Source organism: Acidobacteriota bacterium (genome assembly GCA_016716435.1).
Lineage (GTDB): Bacteria > Acidobacteriota > Blastocatellia > Pyrinomonadales > Pyrinomonadaceae > OLB17.
Window position 1 is genome coordinate 1 of record JADJWI010000004.1, and the last position, 15,653, is coordinate 15,653.

Annotated in this window: 22 protein-coding genes and 1 pseudogene; 17 read left to right on the forward strand and 6 right to left on the reverse strand. The window is 55.8% G+C overall.

Translation table 11 applies throughout. The features are described from left to right. Window positions 1-98: 98 nt before the first annotated feature. The 6 genes from IPM21_09500 to IPM21_09525 form a co-directional block, all read right to left on the reverse strand. Window positions 99-869, reverse strand: coding sequence for a thiazole synthase (locus tag IPM21_09500; protein ID MBK9164132.1), 771 nt, complete (start codon window positions 867-869; stop codon window positions 99-101). Window positions 870-935: 66 nt separating this feature from the next. After that, on the reverse strand, window positions 936-1,331 hold the full coding sequence (locus IPM21_09505) for a four helix bundle protein (GenBank protein ID MBK9164133.1): 396 nt from the start codon (window positions 1,329-1,331) through the stop codon (window positions 936-938). Window positions 1,332-1,391: 60 nt separating this feature from the next. Further along, on the reverse strand, window positions 1,392-1,595 hold the full coding sequence (gene thiS, locus IPM21_09510) for a sulfur carrier protein ThiS (protein MBK9164134.1): 204 nt from the start codon (window positions 1,593-1,595) through the stop codon (window positions 1,392-1,394). A 52-nt stretch (window positions 1,596-1,647) separates the two neighbouring features. Continuing rightward, on the reverse strand, window positions 1,648-1,878 hold the full coding sequence (locus IPM21_09515; GenBank protein ID MBK9164135.1) for a hypothetical protein: 231 nt from the start codon (window positions 1,876-1,878) through the stop codon (window positions 1,648-1,650). A 59-nt stretch (window positions 1,879-1,937) separates the two neighbouring features. Further along, complete coding sequence (locus IPM21_09520) at window positions 1,938-2,171, reverse strand: hypothetical protein (protein MBK9164136.1); 234 nt, start codon at window positions 2,169-2,171, stop codon at window positions 1,938-1,940. A gap of 6 nt (window positions 2,172-2,177) precedes the next feature. After that, window positions 2,178-2,486 (reverse strand): hypothetical protein, encoded by a 309-nt coding sequence (locus IPM21_09525; protein ID MBK9164137.1) that lies wholly within the window; start codon window positions 2,484-2,486, stop codon window positions 2,178-2,180. 299 nt (window positions 2,487-2,785) lie between these two features. On the opposite strand from IPM21_09525, the gene ndhC reads away from it, so the two are divergent. From ndhC to IPM21_09610, 17 genes and pseudogenes are all read left to right on the forward strand, one after another. Further along, window positions 2,786-3,250 carry an NADH-quinone oxidoreductase subunit A gene (gene ndhC / locus IPM21_09530; protein MBK9164138.1) on the forward strand — a complete coding sequence of 155 codons (465 nt, stop codon included), beginning with the start codon at window positions 2,786-2,788 and terminating at the stop codon, window positions 3,248-3,250. Window positions 3,251-3,292: 42 nt separating this feature from the next. Next, on the forward strand, window positions 3,293-3,940 hold the full coding sequence (locus IPM21_09535; protein ID MBK9164139.1) for an NADH-quinone oxidoreductase subunit B: 648 nt from the start codon (window positions 3,293-3,295) through the stop codon (window positions 3,938-3,940). Between the two features lie 71 nt (window positions 3,941-4,011). After that, a complete protein-coding gene (locus tag IPM21_09540) occupies window positions 4,012-4,536 on the forward strand; it encodes an NADH-quinone oxidoreductase subunit C (protein ID MBK9164140.1) in 525 nt (174 codons plus the stop codon). Between the two features lie 7 nt (window positions 4,537-4,543). After that, window positions 4,544-5,697: pseudogene (gene nuoD / locus IPM21_09545) on the forward strand (NADH dehydrogenase (quinone) subunit D). After that, window positions 5,694-6,440, forward strand: coding sequence for a TonB family protein (locus tag IPM21_09550; GenBank protein MBK9164141.1), 747 nt, complete (start codon window positions 5,694-5,696; stop codon window positions 6,438-6,440). The pseudogene nuoD and the gene IPM21_09550 overlap by 4 nt, the downstream one beginning before the upstream one ends. 95 nt (window positions 6,441-6,535) lie before the next feature. Further along, a complete protein-coding gene (locus IPM21_09555; protein ID MBK9164142.1) occupies window positions 6,536-6,979 on the forward strand; it encodes an NAD(P)H-dependent oxidoreductase subunit E in 444 nt (147 codons plus the stop codon). A gap of 9 nt (window positions 6,980-6,988) precedes the next feature. Continuing rightward, window positions 6,989-7,246, forward strand: coding sequence for a type II toxin-antitoxin system HicB family antitoxin (locus tag IPM21_09560; protein MBK9164143.1), 258 nt, complete (start codon window positions 6,989-6,991; stop codon window positions 7,244-7,246). After that, complete coding sequence (locus IPM21_09565; protein MBK9164144.1) at window positions 7,243-7,467, forward strand: type II toxin-antitoxin system HicA family toxin; 225 nt, start codon at window positions 7,243-7,245, stop codon at window positions 7,465-7,467. Before IPM21_09560 ends, IPM21_09565 begins: the two co-directional genes overlap by 4 nt. Window positions 7,468-7,504: 37 nt before the next feature. Then, window positions 7,505-7,897 (forward strand): nuclear transport factor 2 family protein, encoded by a 393-nt coding sequence (locus tag IPM21_09570; GenBank protein ID MBK9164145.1) that lies wholly within the window; start codon window positions 7,505-7,507, stop codon window positions 7,895-7,897. Window positions 7,898-7,919: 22 nt separating this feature from the next. Continuing rightward, on the forward strand, window positions 7,920-8,330 hold the full coding sequence (gene lepB, locus IPM21_09575; protein MBK9164146.1) for a signal peptidase I: 411 nt from the start codon (window positions 7,920-7,922) through the stop codon (window positions 8,328-8,330). Between the two features lie 138 nt (window positions 8,331-8,468). After that, entirely contained in the window at window positions 8,469-9,779 is a 1,311-nt protein-coding gene (nuoF, locus tag IPM21_09580) for an NADH-quinone oxidoreductase subunit NuoF (GenBank protein ID MBK9164147.1), read from the forward strand. Window positions 9,780-9,790: 11 nt separating this feature from the next. Beyond that, entirely contained in the window at window positions 9,791-9,907 is a 117-nt protein-coding gene (locus IPM21_09585) for a 30S ribosomal protein THX (GenBank protein MBK9164148.1), read from the forward strand. Between the two features lie 45 nt (window positions 9,908-9,952). Further along, window positions 9,953-12,220, forward strand: coding sequence for a molybdopterin-dependent oxidoreductase (locus IPM21_09590; GenBank protein MBK9164149.1), 2,268 nt, complete (start codon window positions 9,953-9,955; stop codon window positions 12,218-12,220). Window positions 12,221-12,229: 9 nt separating this feature from the next. Beyond that, entirely contained in the window at window positions 12,230-13,393 is a 1,164-nt protein-coding gene (gene nuoH, locus IPM21_09595) for an NADH-quinone oxidoreductase subunit NuoH (GenBank protein ID MBK9164150.1), read from the forward strand. Window positions 13,394-13,444: 51 nt separating this feature from the next. Continuing rightward, on the forward strand, window positions 13,445-13,990 hold the full coding sequence (locus tag IPM21_09600; GenBank protein ID MBK9164151.1) for an NADH-quinone oxidoreductase subunit J: 546 nt from the start codon (window positions 13,445-13,447) through the stop codon (window positions 13,988-13,990). Window positions 13,991-14,047: 57 nt separating this feature from the next. Next, window positions 14,048-14,353 carry an NADH-quinone oxidoreductase subunit NuoK gene (nuoK, locus tag IPM21_09605; protein ID MBK9164152.1) on the forward strand — a complete coding sequence of 102 codons (306 nt, stop codon included), beginning with the start codon at window positions 14,048-14,050 and terminating at the stop codon, window positions 14,351-14,353. 14 nt (window positions 14,354-14,367) lie between these two features. Beyond that, window positions 14,368-15,645 carry a peptidylprolyl isomerase gene (locus tag IPM21_09610; GenBank protein MBK9164153.1) on the forward strand — a complete coding sequence of 426 codons (1,278 nt, stop codon included), beginning with the start codon at window positions 14,368-14,370 and terminating at the stop codon, window positions 15,643-15,645. Window positions 15,646-15,653 lie beyond the last annotated feature (8 nt).

Genomic DNA, 15,653 nt, shown 5'->3' on the forward strand with positions numbered 1-15,653 from the left:
ATATGAACAAAACAAAATCTTCATAGGTTCTCCTATGTTAATCCACCCCGGGACGTGCGTAGCTATTGAAACGGCCTTCGAATTCGATTTTGAACCCGTTATCTTATCGCTCCTGCTATCGGGCTTGAGGCTGAGGCGTAGAGGCGTTTTGGCATGCGGCCCGAAAGGTAAGCGAGGCGGCCGGCCTCTACGGCGAGTTTCATTGCGGTAGCCATCTGTGCCGCGTCTCCGGCTTCGGCGATGGCGGTGTTCATCAGGATCGCGTCGGCGCCGAGCTCCATCGCGATCGCCGCGTCCGAAGGCACACCGACCCCGGCATCGACGATGATCGTCGCGTCCGGCAGTTGTTCGCGCATTATTCGCAGATTTGCCGGGTTCTGCACGCCCAATCCCGAACCGATCGGCGCCGCCAGCGGCATCACCGCCGGGCAGCCCGCATCAAGCAGCTTTTTCGCCATAATCAGGTCGTCGGAAAAATACGGCAGCACGATGAAGCCCTCTTTGACCAAGACCCGAGCCGCCTCGAGCGTCTGCTCGTTGTCCGGCAGGAGCGTTACGGGGTCGCCGATCACCTCAAGCTTTATCCAGTCGGTTTCGAGAGCCTCGCGGGCCAAACGCGAAGTCCGAATCGCGTGCTCGGCGTCGTAACAGCCGGCCGTATTCGGCAGGATCTGCATCGCCGGGTCAAGGTGGTCGAGAAACGATTCCGTCTTCCGGTCGAGCGGAACGCGGTTGACCGCGACCGTGACCATCTCAGCCCCCGAAGCCCGGTGCGCCGCCTTCATCTCATCGAACGACCGATACTTTCCCGTCCCGATGATCAGCCGAGACCCGAAGGTCTTACCCGCAAGAGTGAATCCACAGTCCATAGCGCAATGTTATCAGAGAAAAGGAGAAGAGGAGAAAATGAGAGTACCCGATCTACGTTTCCGGAGTCATCTACGGGGAGCCGGCTTGTTGGCAAAAACCCATTGCTTTGAATTGGCAGCCATAGACACCAACATCGCAATTACTTCATCAAACGACCTGTACAGTTCCGTGGCGATATCTCTCTCTATGTATTCGCATTTGACGGCAAACTCAAGCCATGTCTGCGTCTCGGCCGCTTCGCCTTCGGCATCATTCAGTTTTGCGATGAAGGCTGCTTCATAACGCCGCTTCCGCCAAGCCTCAGCGAGATTTGCACAGACTGAACGCGATGAACGCCGGATCTGGTCCGTCATCGAATATGTTTCCTCTTTCGGAAACCGTTTCGTCAGTTCGAAAATGAGCATTGCGGCCGCAAATGCTTTTCGATACACCTCAAGTTCCTGATGCCGCGTGATCTTCATCGTCCGAACCTGAGCTCTGTTCTCCCCTTCTCCTCTTCCCCTTTTCTCCTCTTCTCTCCACTAGCCGCCGCCGACGAAGTGAACGACTTCGATCCGATCCTCGGAGCTGACTGTCGTCTGTTTCCAGTCCTTTCTGCTAATTACCTCTTTGTTGAGCTCGACCGCTACACGCTGCCGCGGCAATGAAAAAAGATCGAGAAGCCGGTCAAGCGTGACCTCGCTCTCGATCTCTTTCTTTTCACCGTTCAAAATTATCGTAACCATGCGTTACGACAATTTTCGCTTATCTGCCCGCGAATTCAAACCTTGCGGCATTCTAGCCGTGCTCGATCGGCCGGCGGACCTCCGCTTCCTCGCCCTCGCTCATCGCCCTGACCATGAACGCGGCCCGGCCCGTGTTGAACCGCGGGAATTGGACATTTATCCGGGCGATGCCGTTCGTGTCGGTGCTGGCGTGAAAGATCAGCGGCCGAAACGCGGTCCCAAGCACCTTGACCATTATCTGTGCGTTGCCGACGACGCGCCGCTCGCCGCTGCGGAGCACCATTATCGTCACCGAACGGCGGTCGCCGCCTTTGAATTTCGCGTCGCCGACCAGTTCGATGGTTAGCCGATCGGTTTGGGCCCGATCGCGCCTGCAAGGTCGCTAACAACCGCAACAGCATGTTCGGGTGCGACAATCGGTTCCTCTATGACCTCGACCGCATCTACCAGCAGTTCTTCTATCTCGATCAGCGGATCGGCAAAAACGTCGGCCTCGGCCTCGGGCATCGGTATCGGGATACCGTTGTCGCGGGTCTCGAACGGGTCAAAGGGCTTTGCGATCGGCTCGGGAATCACCCTGGTTCAGCAACCGCCACCGTTCCGTTGCGCTATCGCCGGTTCGCCGGCGGACATTCGCTTCAGGTCCTCGATCCTACCGGCCTTTATTGCCGCGCAGATCAGCCTGTGCTGACGGTTCAGCCGCTCCTCGAGCGCCTTTTCGTCAAAGCCATTCTTTAATAGGTCGTCGTAGGGCGACCGCTTGGCGGCAAGTATCGTCCCGCGGTCATAGACCAGCGAGAGAATTATCGGCCGCTCAAGGCCTTTATCTTCGGTCTGAACGTGATACGTAACACCTTCAAACTCGATATCTGTATTGAATCCTGAGATCACTTGGGTTAATCGGCAGCGGAGCGGAAAGGAAAATGTGTGAGGCGGCTCCTCGAAACCATTTTGAAATTAGCACGAAAAACACTTATGGGTCAATATTTTTTGATGCATTCGGCGCGCTTCGCAACGTCGGCGATGGCGTCGAATGTCCGCAAACGCCGCGGAACGCCGAAATCTATGTGCCTTGACACTATCAAGGGGTTAACATACGATTTACTTTGAATCGAAGACAAGGGATCAGCACAGCGAAGCGTTGAGGTTTGATCTTCGATGCGTTTCCGGTCCCTGCTCCAAGGACGAAAATGGCCACATTCAACCTAATGGATTACGCCCCGATCGGCTTGATGTTCATCGTCGCGCTCGGGTTTGGACTTAGCCAGCTTCTCGTAACTCAGCTCATCGGCCCGCGAAAGCGGACCGCGACCAAGCTGATGCCCTACGAGTGCGGTAAGGACCCGGTCGGCTCCGCCCGCGACCGCTTCTCGATCAAGTTTTATGTGGTCGCCGTCACCTTTCTTCTCTTCGACCTCGAAATTCTTTTCATGATCCCGTTCGCCGTCGCGTTCAAATCGCTGCTCGGCATTGAGAAGATGACCGGCGTAATGTATGGCACCATTGCCTTTATCGGGATTATGATCTTCTTGGCAACGGTCGTTATCGGATTGGTTTACGACTGGAAGAAAGGAGCATTTGACTGGAGTTCGCAGGCTCGGGCCTCGGCAAGGCTCAGGCGATCGCGATGCGAAAATCGCGGTCAGAGAGGTTGATGGCCACGGCGACCTTCAGCGTGCGGCCTAATAAGAACAAGTATGGGTTTAGAGAACAAAATCTTCGAGTCGCTCCCGGACGTCCTGACCGTCAAGCTTGATGCCGTCGTCAATTGGGCACGCAAATCGAGCCTCTGGCCGGCGACCTTCGGCCTCGCCTGCTGTGCCATCGAGATGATGAACACGGTCTCGGCCCGCAACGACCTTTCGCGCTTCGGTGCGGAAACCTTCCGGGCAAGCCCGCGGCAGGCGGACGTAATGATCGTCTCGGGCCGCGTTTCGCGTAAGATGGCCCCGGTGCTCCGCCGCATCTATGACCAGATGCCCGAGCCGAAATGGGTCATCTCAATGGGCGCTTGTGCGACCTCGGGCGGCGTTTTTGATAACTACGCCATCGTTCAGGGCGTTGACAAGATCGTGCCGGTCGATGTTTACGTGCCGGGCTGCCCGCCGCGGCCCGAAATGCTCGTCCATGCCATCACGATGCTGCAGGACAAGATAATGAAGGAATCGGTCAAGGATCGGACCGATACCATTGAGTCAGAATCCCGCGAGTCCTTGGTCCCGGGCACGCTTCCCGTCACGGAAGGCACTGCCCTCGAACGCGAGACCGAGGTCGAGGTTGCTCAGAATAATGTTTCGCGGCCCTATACGATCCCGTCGCGGCACGAACGCCGCCGGTCGTTCTAGGCTGCATTTGTTTCGAGGTCCTTAATTTATTGGGTTCGGCACGCCTTGCGAGGTGTGCCTTTTATCGGATTATGACCGAAAAACTCCACGAATTCGTGGAAACACTCAAAATTGCAAACCCCGAATGGGTCGGTGATGTAAAGGACGCCCTCGGCGAAGTGACCGTTACCGTTCCGCGTGAACATATCTTTGCCGCCTGCGAGTTTCTTCGCGATTCGCTTGGCTTTGATCTGCTTGCGGATCTTTGCGGTTGCGACCGCGGGCCGGAGGAGGAGCCGAGGTTCGAGGTGAACTATCACCTTTTCTCGACAACGCACCACAAACGGCTTCGGCTCAAGGTACTCCTCAGCGAGGACGACCCAAATGTCGAGAGCGTTGTGCCGATATGGAAAACGGCCGATTGGCATGAACGCGAGACCTTCGACCTGGTCGGCGTTATTTTTGAGAATCACCCGGACTTGAGAAGGATCCTGCTGCCGTCCGACTTCGACGGCCATGCATTGAGAAAAGATTACCCGCTGCGCGGCTATGAGCCAATGACATCAGCAGTTGAAACCATTGCCGCAGATTTCGACGCGATCGACGAGCCCGTTTGAAACGCAGATGACGCTTTCAATGGGCCCGCAGCACCCCTCGACCCACGGCGTGCTCCGGCTTGATCTGCGGCTTGACGGCGAGCTTGTCGTCAAGGCCATTCCGGACATCGGTTATCTCCATACCGGAATGGAGAAGCTCTTCGAATACAAGAAATATCAGCAGGGCATCGTCATCACCGACCGGATGGATTACCTCAATCCGCTCGGCAATAACCTTGTTTATGTGATGGCGGCGGAGAAGTTGCGCGATCGAGATCCCCGAACGGGCTCAGGTCGTCCGCGTGCTGATGTGCGAACTCCAGCGGATCGCCTCGCACATGGTCTGGCTCGGTACGCACTGCCTTGATATCGGTGCGATGTCGGTGTTTTTCTATTGCTTCCGCCAGCGTGAAAAGATCCTTAACTTGATCGAGGCAGCCTCGGGCGGGCGAATGACGCCGAGCTATTTCCGAATCGGCGGGCTGATGATGGACCTTCCCGCGGGGTTTGACAGGCGAGTTCGGCAATTTCTGGAAGATTTTCCGGAAGGGATGCAAACTTTCGACACGCTCGTGACCGGAAACCGCATTTGGCAGAGCCGGACCAAGGATATTGCTACATCAGCAAAGAAGATGCCATTTCATGGGGCCTCACCGGTCCGTGCCTCCGGGCAAGCGGTGTCGACCTCGACCTTCGCCGCGATAATCCTTACACGGGTTACGAGACCTACGATTTCGATGTCCCGGTGGAAACGGGCGGCGACGTTTGGGGCCCGCTTTATGGTCCGGATGCGTGAGCTCGAAGAAAGCTACAAGATCGTTCGGCAGGCACCCTGACCGGCCCAAACCCGGCCCGATCAAGGCCGATGCCCTGAAGGTGGTTTTGCCCGACCGCGACGATATGCGGAAGCATATGGACTCGCTGATCCACCACTTCCTGATCGTCGCCGAGGGCTTTAATGTACCTCCCGGCGAAGTATATTTTCCGATCGAGGCTTCAAAAGGCGAGCTCGGCGTTTATATGAAATCCAACGGCGGGCCGAAGCCCGAACGCGTGCACTTCCGCGGCCCGAGCTTCGTAAACCTCGCCGCTTTGCCCGTAATGAGCGAAGGCGAAATGGTCGCGGACGTAGTAGCGATCATCGGCAGTTTGGATATCGTTTTGGGAGAGATCGATAGATGAAATCCCCAGTCTTACAAGCTTTCGGACTGAATCTATTGTTTTCCGCAGCTGTCCTTCTTCTTTTGTTTGATGTGGCGGCAGCGGGACAGAATAAGACTTGCGGTTTATCGTTAAAAGTGGTTGATGCAGTCGGAAAAAAAGAGATAGCTGAAGCATATGCCGAAGCATATGCTTCAGAGCTCTCAAGAGCGTTCTACGCCTACCCCGAGGGCTCGAACCATACTTTTGAAAACCTGGAATCGGGCTATTATCTGTTTACGGTGCAGAAACGAGGCTACAAGGTCAGCAGGTATTTCAAGCATCTCGACTGCTCTGATTTAGAATTAGATCGAAAGGAGTCGATTTTGATTCCTCTTCATGAAGGAAACATAAGCGAGCAAGAGGATGTAACCCCAAGACCCAACGCCACCACGAGTGGTTCGAGCCGATTCACCGATGTTGGAAAAAAACCCTCTCTCGAGGACCTGGCTCGCCTAGCTAATTATTTAAACTTTCTCGCCGCCGAACTGGGTAGGCCAAACTATCCGCCCGCAGCGAGGGCAGTTAAGGCCGCGGGTCTCGTGACAGTTCACGTAATAGTGAATGAAAAAGGAGAGATAGAATCGGCTGAAGCATGGACGGGACACCCGCTTCTGCGAGCGGCCGCCAAACAGGCAGCACAGAAATCGAGGTTTGATCCCGTATTGGTCAGGAACAAACCGATTAAGATACAAGGTTTCATTGTATATAATTTTGTCCCCTAGCGAATGAGATGGCAACAGCAACACCTACAAGTTATACCGACCAAATAGTTTACACGGACGAGGTGGCTGAGTTCTCGCCCGAGGTCGTCGATGAGATGCGGTCGCATCTTGCCAAGTATCCGTCCGACCGGACCCGCTCGGCGCTGATCCCGCTGCTGTTCGTCATTCAGCGGGAACGCGGCTATGTCGATAATCCGGGCGTCAACTTTCTGGCCAAGTTCCTGAACCTCGAAGTTACCGACGTTTGGGAGACGGCGACGTTTTATTCGATGTTCAATCTTCGAAAGGTCGGCCGCCACCACATCCAGATATGTAAGACGCTCTCGTGCAAGATAATGGGCGAGCCCGACATAACCGACCATATCTGCTCAAAGCTCGGCATTCATCCCGGCGAAACGACCGCGGACGGCAAGTTTACCGTCTCGCTTGTCGAATGCCTCGGCAGCTGCGGCACGGCTCCGATGATGCAGATCGGTTTCGATTACCACGAAGATTTAACGGTGGAGAAAGTGGACGGCATTCTTGCTTCGTTGAAGTAAGCTTTACTAATGAGCAACATTTACAAATTGCCGCTTGTACTTGAACCGCAGCCCGAAGGAGGGTGGACGATCACCTGCCCGATCCTTCCCGGTTTGATCACAGAGGCCGATACCGTGGAAGAGATAGATGTAAATGTTCACGATGCTCTTGAAGCTTTGATCGAAGGTTATCACGATCTAGGGCAGCCGTTACCCGAAGTATTGCGGCCGCTTTCGACGAATGTGCCGGTCATGACCGATGCTCTTCTAGAGCTTAAGGCCGCATGAGATATCGTGAGGTCACGAAGAAATTGAGCAAGTTAGGCTGCCTTGAAACGAGTAGCAGTGGCAGAAGCGGCGGTTCGCATCGGAAGTGGTACAACCCATTTCAGTCGCCGATCGTTGTAGTTTCGGTCCCCGACTGGGGGAGTAAGGACCTCAAGACCGGAACGCTTCGGCGGATCGTTAAAGATTTGGGTTTCGATTGGGAAGAGTTTACGAGTGCGTAGCTTCGATGGATCGGAACGAATAGTTCAAGGATCATTTATGACCAACGGTGAACTCATAAAAGGCGTTTACGATGCATTTGCGACCGGCGATGTCCCGGGCGTTTTGGGAGCGTTCGACCCGAATATCTCATGGACCGAGGCCGCGGGGTTTATGTATGCCGGCACTTATGAAGGTCCGCAGGCCGTTCTTAAGAATGTATTTATGCGGCTCGGGACCGAATGGGAAGGCTTTGCCGCCGTCCCGGAAAAGATAGTGGACGGCGGCGATGGGAACGTCATCGCGACCGGCACATATTCGGGCAAGTTCAATGAAACGGGCAAAACGACAAAGGTCCCGTTCGCCCATGAGTGGGAGATCCGCGACGGAAAGGTCGTCCGCTTTCGTCAGCACACGGATACGCTGATGATACATCGCGATCTTGGGTTGTAGATTGCTCCGGCTGCGTCGTTGATTGAGGATCTGGCGCAGTAATGATCGCCAACAGGAAGCGAAAATGCGACTTGTTTTTGCTCTCATTCTTTTGATCTTTGTTTGTTGTCTGGTTGGGTGTAGTGGGGTGGCTTATCGTTTGCCCGGTTCGAACATGGCTCCGACGATCACTCCCGACGACATGGCGGTCGTAAACCCGGTTCACTATACGTTCAACGACGTCGAGCGGTTTGACATTGTTGTTTTCGAGGCCCCGGAGGAGATCAAGTTGATTTCACGCGAGCCTGGTATGCGTCTGATGATGCGTGTTATTGGCCTTCCGGGTGAAGTTGTTGAGCTTAGTGATGGAGAGGTGTTGATTAACGGGAAGAAGTTGATTCAGGAATTTGATGTAACGATTGAAAGAAAGAACTTTTGGGCCGATAACCGTTGAACCGAATAAGTACTTTCTGCTGGTGACAATCGACCAGAAAGCTTAGATAGCCGACAATGGAAAGATCCGACGATTGAACGAAGCCAGATCTATTCAAAAGTAGTTCAGATAAAAAGGGCTTCTACAACGGAAACTAAGATGGAAATCAAAGCAATAGGCTGCGAACCTCTCTCGCTAAAGCGTGTCTATATCGAAAATGGCCACACGCTCAAGGTTTATCGCGAGACGGGCGGTTATAGATCGCTGGAGAAGGCGATCGGAATGACGCAGGACGCGATCATTCAGGAAGTGAAAGATTCAGCGCTCCGCGGACGCGGCGGTGCCGGCTTCCCTACCGGGATGAAATGGTCCTTCGTCCCCCGCGATTCGCCAAAGCCGAAGTACATCGTCTGCAATGCTGATGAATCCGAGCCGGGCTCGTTCAAGGACCGCTATCTGCTCGAGTTCGACCCGCATTCGCTGATCGAAGGGATGATCATCGCCGGCTTCGCCCTCGGAGCCGCAACCGGTTACATCTACTACCGCGGCGAGTATAACTATCTTATCCACGTGATGGATGAGGCGTTAAAAGAAGCCCGTGAGGCCGGTCTGCTCGGCGACAACATTTTGGGCTCAGGCTTTTCGATGGACATCCACACCCACACCGGTGCGGGTGCTTACATCTGCGGCGAAGAAACGGCCCTGCTCAGTTCGCTCGAGGGCTTCCGCGGCCATCCGCGGATGAAGCCGCCCTTCCCGGCGGTCGAGGGGCTCTATGCATGTCCGACCATCGTCAATAACGTCGAGACGCTGACCTCCGTCCCGCAGATCATCGAAATGGGCGGCATTGCCTGGCGCGACCTCGGCACAGAAAAGAGCGGCGGGACAAAGCTCTGGTCCATCAGCGGTCACGTCAAGAAACCGGGCGTCTATGAACTTCCGATGGGCTATGCCGATATGGAAAAGTTCATTATGGAAGACTGCGGCGGCATGCTCCGGAGCGATAAAAAGCTTAAGGCAGTTATCCCGGGCGGATCGAGCGTTTACATAATGAACGCCGGCCAGATCCTTGGCCAGGGCGTCACGCTCGACTACGAAGGCCTCGTCGAGGCCGGATCCATGCTCGGCACCGGCGGGATGATGGTGATGGATGAAACGGTCGACATAATGGAGACGACCAAGAATCTCTCGGAGTTTTACAAACACGAATCTTGCGGTTGGTGCACACCCTGCCGCGAGGGCACGGATTGGATCGTCAAGATATTCGACCGCATTGCGGCCGGAGGCGGAAAGCCGAGTGACGCTCAGCTTTTGCTCGATATCTGCGACAACATTGAGGGCAAGTCATTCTGTCCGCTCGGCGATGCGGCCGCGTGGCCGGTCCAGAGCGCGATAAAACAGTTTCCGGATGATTTCAAGAGGTGGATCGCCGGGAAGACCAATGGAAACGGTACTCAGCCGAACAACTGAGAGAGGTAATTATGGGAAAAGGCGATAAACGAACACGGAAAGGAAAGATCTCAGCCGGAAGCTACGGAAAGACCCGCCCGAAAGGCGGCAAGAAAAAGACCGGCGGCCAACCGAAGACCGGCGAATAGGCCTGATTTTGATAATGCCCGGCCGCGGCCGGATGTAAACTCTTAATGTCACAAGAGAAAGTAAAAGTAGTCTTGAACGGAGTGGAGGTCGAGGCCGATAAAGGTGCGGTCCTGATAGATGTTTGTCGTGAGAACGACGAGAACATCCCTTCCTTCTGTTATTACAAGGACCTCGAGCCGCAGGCCTCATGCCGGATGTGCCTTGTCCGCATCGACAAGATGCCGAAGCTCCAAACCTCCTGCACCATAAAGTGTTCGGACGGAATGGTCGTAACGACCGAGAGCCCTGAGATCGAAAAGGCACAGCGGGCGATGGGCGAGTTTCTGCTTGCCAACCATCCGCTCGATTGCCCTGTCTGCGACCGCGGCGGCGAGTGCGAACTGCAAGAGGTCATCTTCGATTGGGGCGACGTCGAAGAGCGTTTTACTGAACGCAAGAACGTCCAGCCCGAGAAATACCTCTCGCCGATCGTTGCTAACGACCCGCAGCGGTGCATTCTCTGCAAACGCTGCACCCGCGTTTGTAACGAATGGATGGGCGAGGACGCCATTGAGGCCGGCAACCGCGGCGTCAATACCGTTATCGGCACCTACGGCGGGTGGCTCAATTGCTCGCAGTGCGGAAACTGCATCGAGGTCTGCCCGACCGGGACGCTTCTCGACGCCGTTTACCGGCATGAAACACGCCCTTGGGAGCTAGACCAGACCGTCTCGACCGATGTTTACAGCTCGGACGGAATGCAGATCTCTATCGGGTCACGTGGCGGCAAGGTGCATCGCATCGTCGCCCGCGACCGTTACGTCAACGGGCTCAACGGCGAGTTCCTCGATGTAAAGGCCCGCTTTGCACACGAATTCATCAATCACCCCGACCGCATCAAGACGCCGATGATCCGCTACTCAAAGGGCGGAAAGCTGATTCCCGCAACCTGGGACGCGGCCATCACGATGATCGCCGATCGGTTTGCCGAGTACGGTTCCGCAGTCGGTGTTATCGCCAGCCCACGGCTGACAAATGAATCGCTCTTCACGCTCGGCCGCTTTGCAAAGGAAGTCGTCAATAGCGACAACCTCGCCGTTGCCGACCCGCTGAGCATGGCCGCCTTTATGGCCAATCTGAGTGCTCCGCTCGCGACGCATAACGATATTCGCTACGCCTCGGCGATCGTCATCATCGGCGGCGAGCCGGAAGAAGAACAGACCTTTACCGCAAAGCAGGTTCGGCAGGCCGTCCGGAACGATGGAGCGAAACTCGTCATGGTCAACGACACGCCGATCAGGCTCCGGGCACAGGCCTCGCAGTTCGTTCACATCAACCCCGCAAGCTACGATGCTTTCGCTCTAGCCTTTGCGGGCGGCGACAGCTCGGCCCTCGATAATGCCGGCGTCGGTTCGGACGAGATCGAAGCGATCCGCACCGTCATCAGCGAAGCCTCGGGCGACGTTGTGATAATGGCCGGGAACCAGCTCTCCGAGGCGGCCCAAGCGGCGATCGCGGCCTCGGCCGGAAGCTTTGCAGGCGAGGGCCGTCGCGTTCTTCTGCATCCGCTTCTGCTTCACAATAATTCAATGGGCGGCGTGGACATACTGCCGTGGGCAAAGCCGGTCGAGGACGTCGTCTCTGCCTCAAAGGCGTTGCTCATCGGCGGCAGCCTATCTGATGCCTCCGTGCTTACGGGCAAGGAATTCGTCGTCGTTCAAGAGCTTTTCGAAACCGAAACGACCGATCATGCCGATGTCGTCCTTCCGGCTGCATCATTTGCCGAGGCGGACGGCACATTCACCAACAACGCCGGCAACGTCCAGCGTGTCCGTAAGTCGATCGACCCCGTCCATCAATCAAAACCCGATTGGATGATCACCTCGCTAATCGCCGCGGAAATGGGCGTCGATCTCGGCTACAACTTCTCTGCCCCGGCCGTGTTTCGGGCTCTAGCTGATGCAGTCCCGGCTTATGAAGGGCTCCGCTATCCGGCGCTCAAGGACGAATCGAACCCGGTCCAGGCAAAATACTCGATCGAGACCGGCCGCGATATCTCAGCGAGCATCGACAAACTAAAAGCGTCTGCGGCGTCGCTGGAGCCCGGCGAAAAGATCACGGAGACGCCGCGAATCGGACATAAACTCCATCGGTTGACGACCATGACGAGCAAGACGGCCCAGTTCCACCTGCTCGCCCACGGCAACCCGAAACCGGATAACCTGCTTGTCGCTCCGCTCGTACAGTTCAACCCAGACGGGACGCCGCGTGAAGAGGCGGAATCGGCCACGGTCGGTATTGCGGACCGTGCTCAAGTTGGAGGGACGAAGTAAATTTTCTATATGGAAACTGCTTTCAAAACGGCTTTTCCGTTGATCGTTTATTCGCTCGGCATTGTTGCGGCGTTTGGCGGCGTGATGATGATCGTCGCGTACACCGTTCTTGCCGAACGCAAGGTGCTCGGCTGGATCCAGGGCCGCATCGGGCCGAACCGCGTTGGCCCTTGGGGCGTGCTCCAGCCATTTGCCGATCTGCTCAAGTTCATCCTTAAGGAAGACCTTACCCCGGATAAATCGACCAAGTTCGTATATTTTCTAGCTCCGATCGTAGCTTTGACGGCGGCATTTCTGCCGATGGTGGTTTATCCCTTCGGCCCGCCGCTCAGCGATCCGCTCAGTTGGTTGGTTCCCTATCTGCCGGTCGTTCCGCTTGGTGCGGAACCGAACATCGTCGCATGGATCGCCGAGCAGGCCAAAAACATGCCGCTGACCATCGCCCGGATCGATATCGGTGTGCTTTTCGTTCTGGCGGTCACCTCGGTCGGTGTTTACGGCATCGCTCTGGCGGGATGGTCGTCCAACAACAAATATTCGCTGATGGGCGGACTTCGCTCTTCGGCCCAGATGATCTCTTACGAGCTTGCGATGGGAGCCTCGGTGCTCGGCGTCGTAATGCTCGCCGGAACGCTCGACCTCAACGGCATCATCAACGCCCAGGCAAATTCGCCGTGGTACATGCGTTGGTTCATCATCCCGCAGTTCATTGGCTTTATCGTGTTTTTGATCTCCGCATTTGCGGAAACGAACCGGGTGCCGTTTGACCTGCCCGAGGCTGAGACCGAACTCGTCGCCGGTTTCCATACCGAGTATTCGGCACTCAAGTTCGCGCTGTTCTTCATGGCAGAGTACGTAAACATGTTCACCGTTTCGGTGATGTGCGTCGTGCTCTTCCTGGGCGGTTGGTACATTCCGCGACTCGATTACCCAGCCCGTGCGGCCGGCATGGAGGGGCTCTTTGGGGTCGGAACCATTGGCTACGCACTGGTCAGCCATGTCGGGTTCTTGCTCAAGATCTTTCTCTTCCTGTTCCTTTATATCTGGATCCGCGGAACTCTTCCGCGTTTCCGCTTTGACCAACTGATGGCATTCGGCTGGAAGTTCCTGCTGCCGGTCGCCATCGGCAATGTGATCGTTACGACCGTCGTGGTCTTTTTGATGAATCGGTAATTGACCGGCCGGCGTCAACTCCGGCCGTCCGCACGTTTGCGGTAACAAGTTATGGCAGGCACTGTCCTTTTCTTTTTGTTTGCGGGATTCGCGATCGCTTGTGCGATCTCAATGGTCTATCACCGCAACCCGCTTTACTCGGCGATCTCGCTGATCGGCGTTTTTCTGGCTCTCTCGGCTCTTTATTTGACGCTGGCGGCGCCGTTCATCGCCATCACGCAGATCCTCGTCTATGCAGGAGCGATCATGGTCCTTGTCATCTTTGTGATCATGCTGCTCAACTTGGATGAGGACAAGCCGCTCAATCGGCTTAAGTATCTTTACGCCGTCGGCGGCGGGCTCGGGGTTGCGTTGCTTGCTCAGACATTCTTTATTTTTTATGCGGTGCTCAAAGCGCCGAAGGCCGAGGTTGACCCGAATACGACGGTTGGCAAAACAATGTCCATTGGCCGGGCGATGTACACAGAATATCTGCTGCCGGTCGAGATCGTCGGCGTAATGCTCCTGATGGCGATCATCGGCGCTGTCATTCTTGTCCGCAAGCTGGAGCACCCGCATCTTGAATTGGTCGGCGAAGACGAGGACGAGAAGGAATAGAAAACGTCGGTTGAGATAGATTTTAGGGCGGCGAGCCGCCTAGTACGAGATAAGAAAATGCAGCCAGGACTGGAAAGCTATTTGGCACTCTCGGGCATCCTCTTCACCATCGGGGCGGTCGGGGTCATCTATAAGCGCAACGCGATCGGTATGTTCATGTGCATCGAGCTGATGCTCAATGCCGTTAACCTGACCTTCGTCGCCTTCTCGCGTTACTACGGAGATGTCTCGGGGCAGTTGTTCGTCTTTATGGTGATGAGCGTCGCCGCGGCAGAAGCTGCCGTCGGCCTCGGCATCATCATCGCGTTTTTCCGCAACCGGCTATCGGTCGATGTGGACGACGCAAGTATTTTGAAGTTTTAGGGCGCTTTTAACGAATGAACTGGCGTGTTCGACAAATTGCAGTAATTGGGTGTCTGGCTTTTGCCGCGGCTTCCTCATCGGCGCTTGGACAGACGGCCAGCCAGTGCTTGCCGCCCGCAGAATCGGCATTCAGGTCGATGAGCCGTGCCGAAATGGAGGCCGTGATCGCGGACGTCGCCGAAACAAACCCGGCGTTGATCGAACGGCTACGCGACGAGCCTGAACTGCGAAAAGCCCAGGTCGAGAATATTCGCGAGCTACTCGCGTTTGCGTCTGCGGCGGTAAAGGATGGCCTTGCCGCCGAAAGCGTCAATTGTGCCGAACTCGCAAACATTCGCGATGAGTTGGTCGCCGGCCACTTCTCGCTTGGGGCGGGCGAGGCGAAGACCCTCTTCCGCGACACCGTAAGCGAGGAGCAGGTCGCTGCCTATTGGAAAGGAAGCAGTGCCCAGGAATCGGCCGAACGAAAAGCTAGTTTCGAGCGGTTCATCGCCGTGAAACTTGCTTTGCTCGCCCGCGACTCCGCCGATGGCGAAGAACCGTCAGTCACCCAAGAGGAGCGCAAGCAGGCAGAGGACTTTTTCGCTCGAACAAAGATCGCCGTAAGCGAGTTTGAGTCACGGAAAACTCAGGTCTCGGACCGGACCAAAGGCTTGATCGAGATCAACATCAAGCTTCAACAGGCTCAGTTCCTTGCTCGTCGTTATTCTGAAACGATCGGAAGCAAGACCTCTGCTACCGATGATGAGATTGCCAAGTTCATTGCCGCGCGGCCGGAATTCGACAATTCTGCAAAAAAGGCCAAAGCCGAACAGATCTTGGTGCGTGCAAAAAAGGGCGAGGACTTTGCGGTATTAGCGAATGAATTCTCGCAGGATCCGGGAAACCGCGATGAGAGCGGCAAGTTGGCGGGCGGGCTTTATAAAGGTGTAGGCCGCGGCGTCTTTCTTCCCGCGTTCGAGCAAGCAGCACTTTCGCTCAAACCCGGGGAAATCTTCCCGACGTTGGTCGAGACCGACTTCGGTTTCCATGTGGTCAAACTCGAGCGAAAGGATTCGTCTGCCGATGGAACGTTCGACGTGCGGCATATTCTGATCGATACGACCGTCGCCGACCCGAAGGCCCCCGAAGGACGCGGACTGCCGGTTGGCGAATATGCTCGGCAGCAGATTGAAACTGAGAAAGAGCGAAAGCTTTTGGCCTTGCTTATCCAGACACACCAGATCACGGTGGCCGATGATTTTGTGCTGCCCGCAGCGGCTGAAAAGCCGCAACCGAGAGATCGGAATTAAGGGTTCTT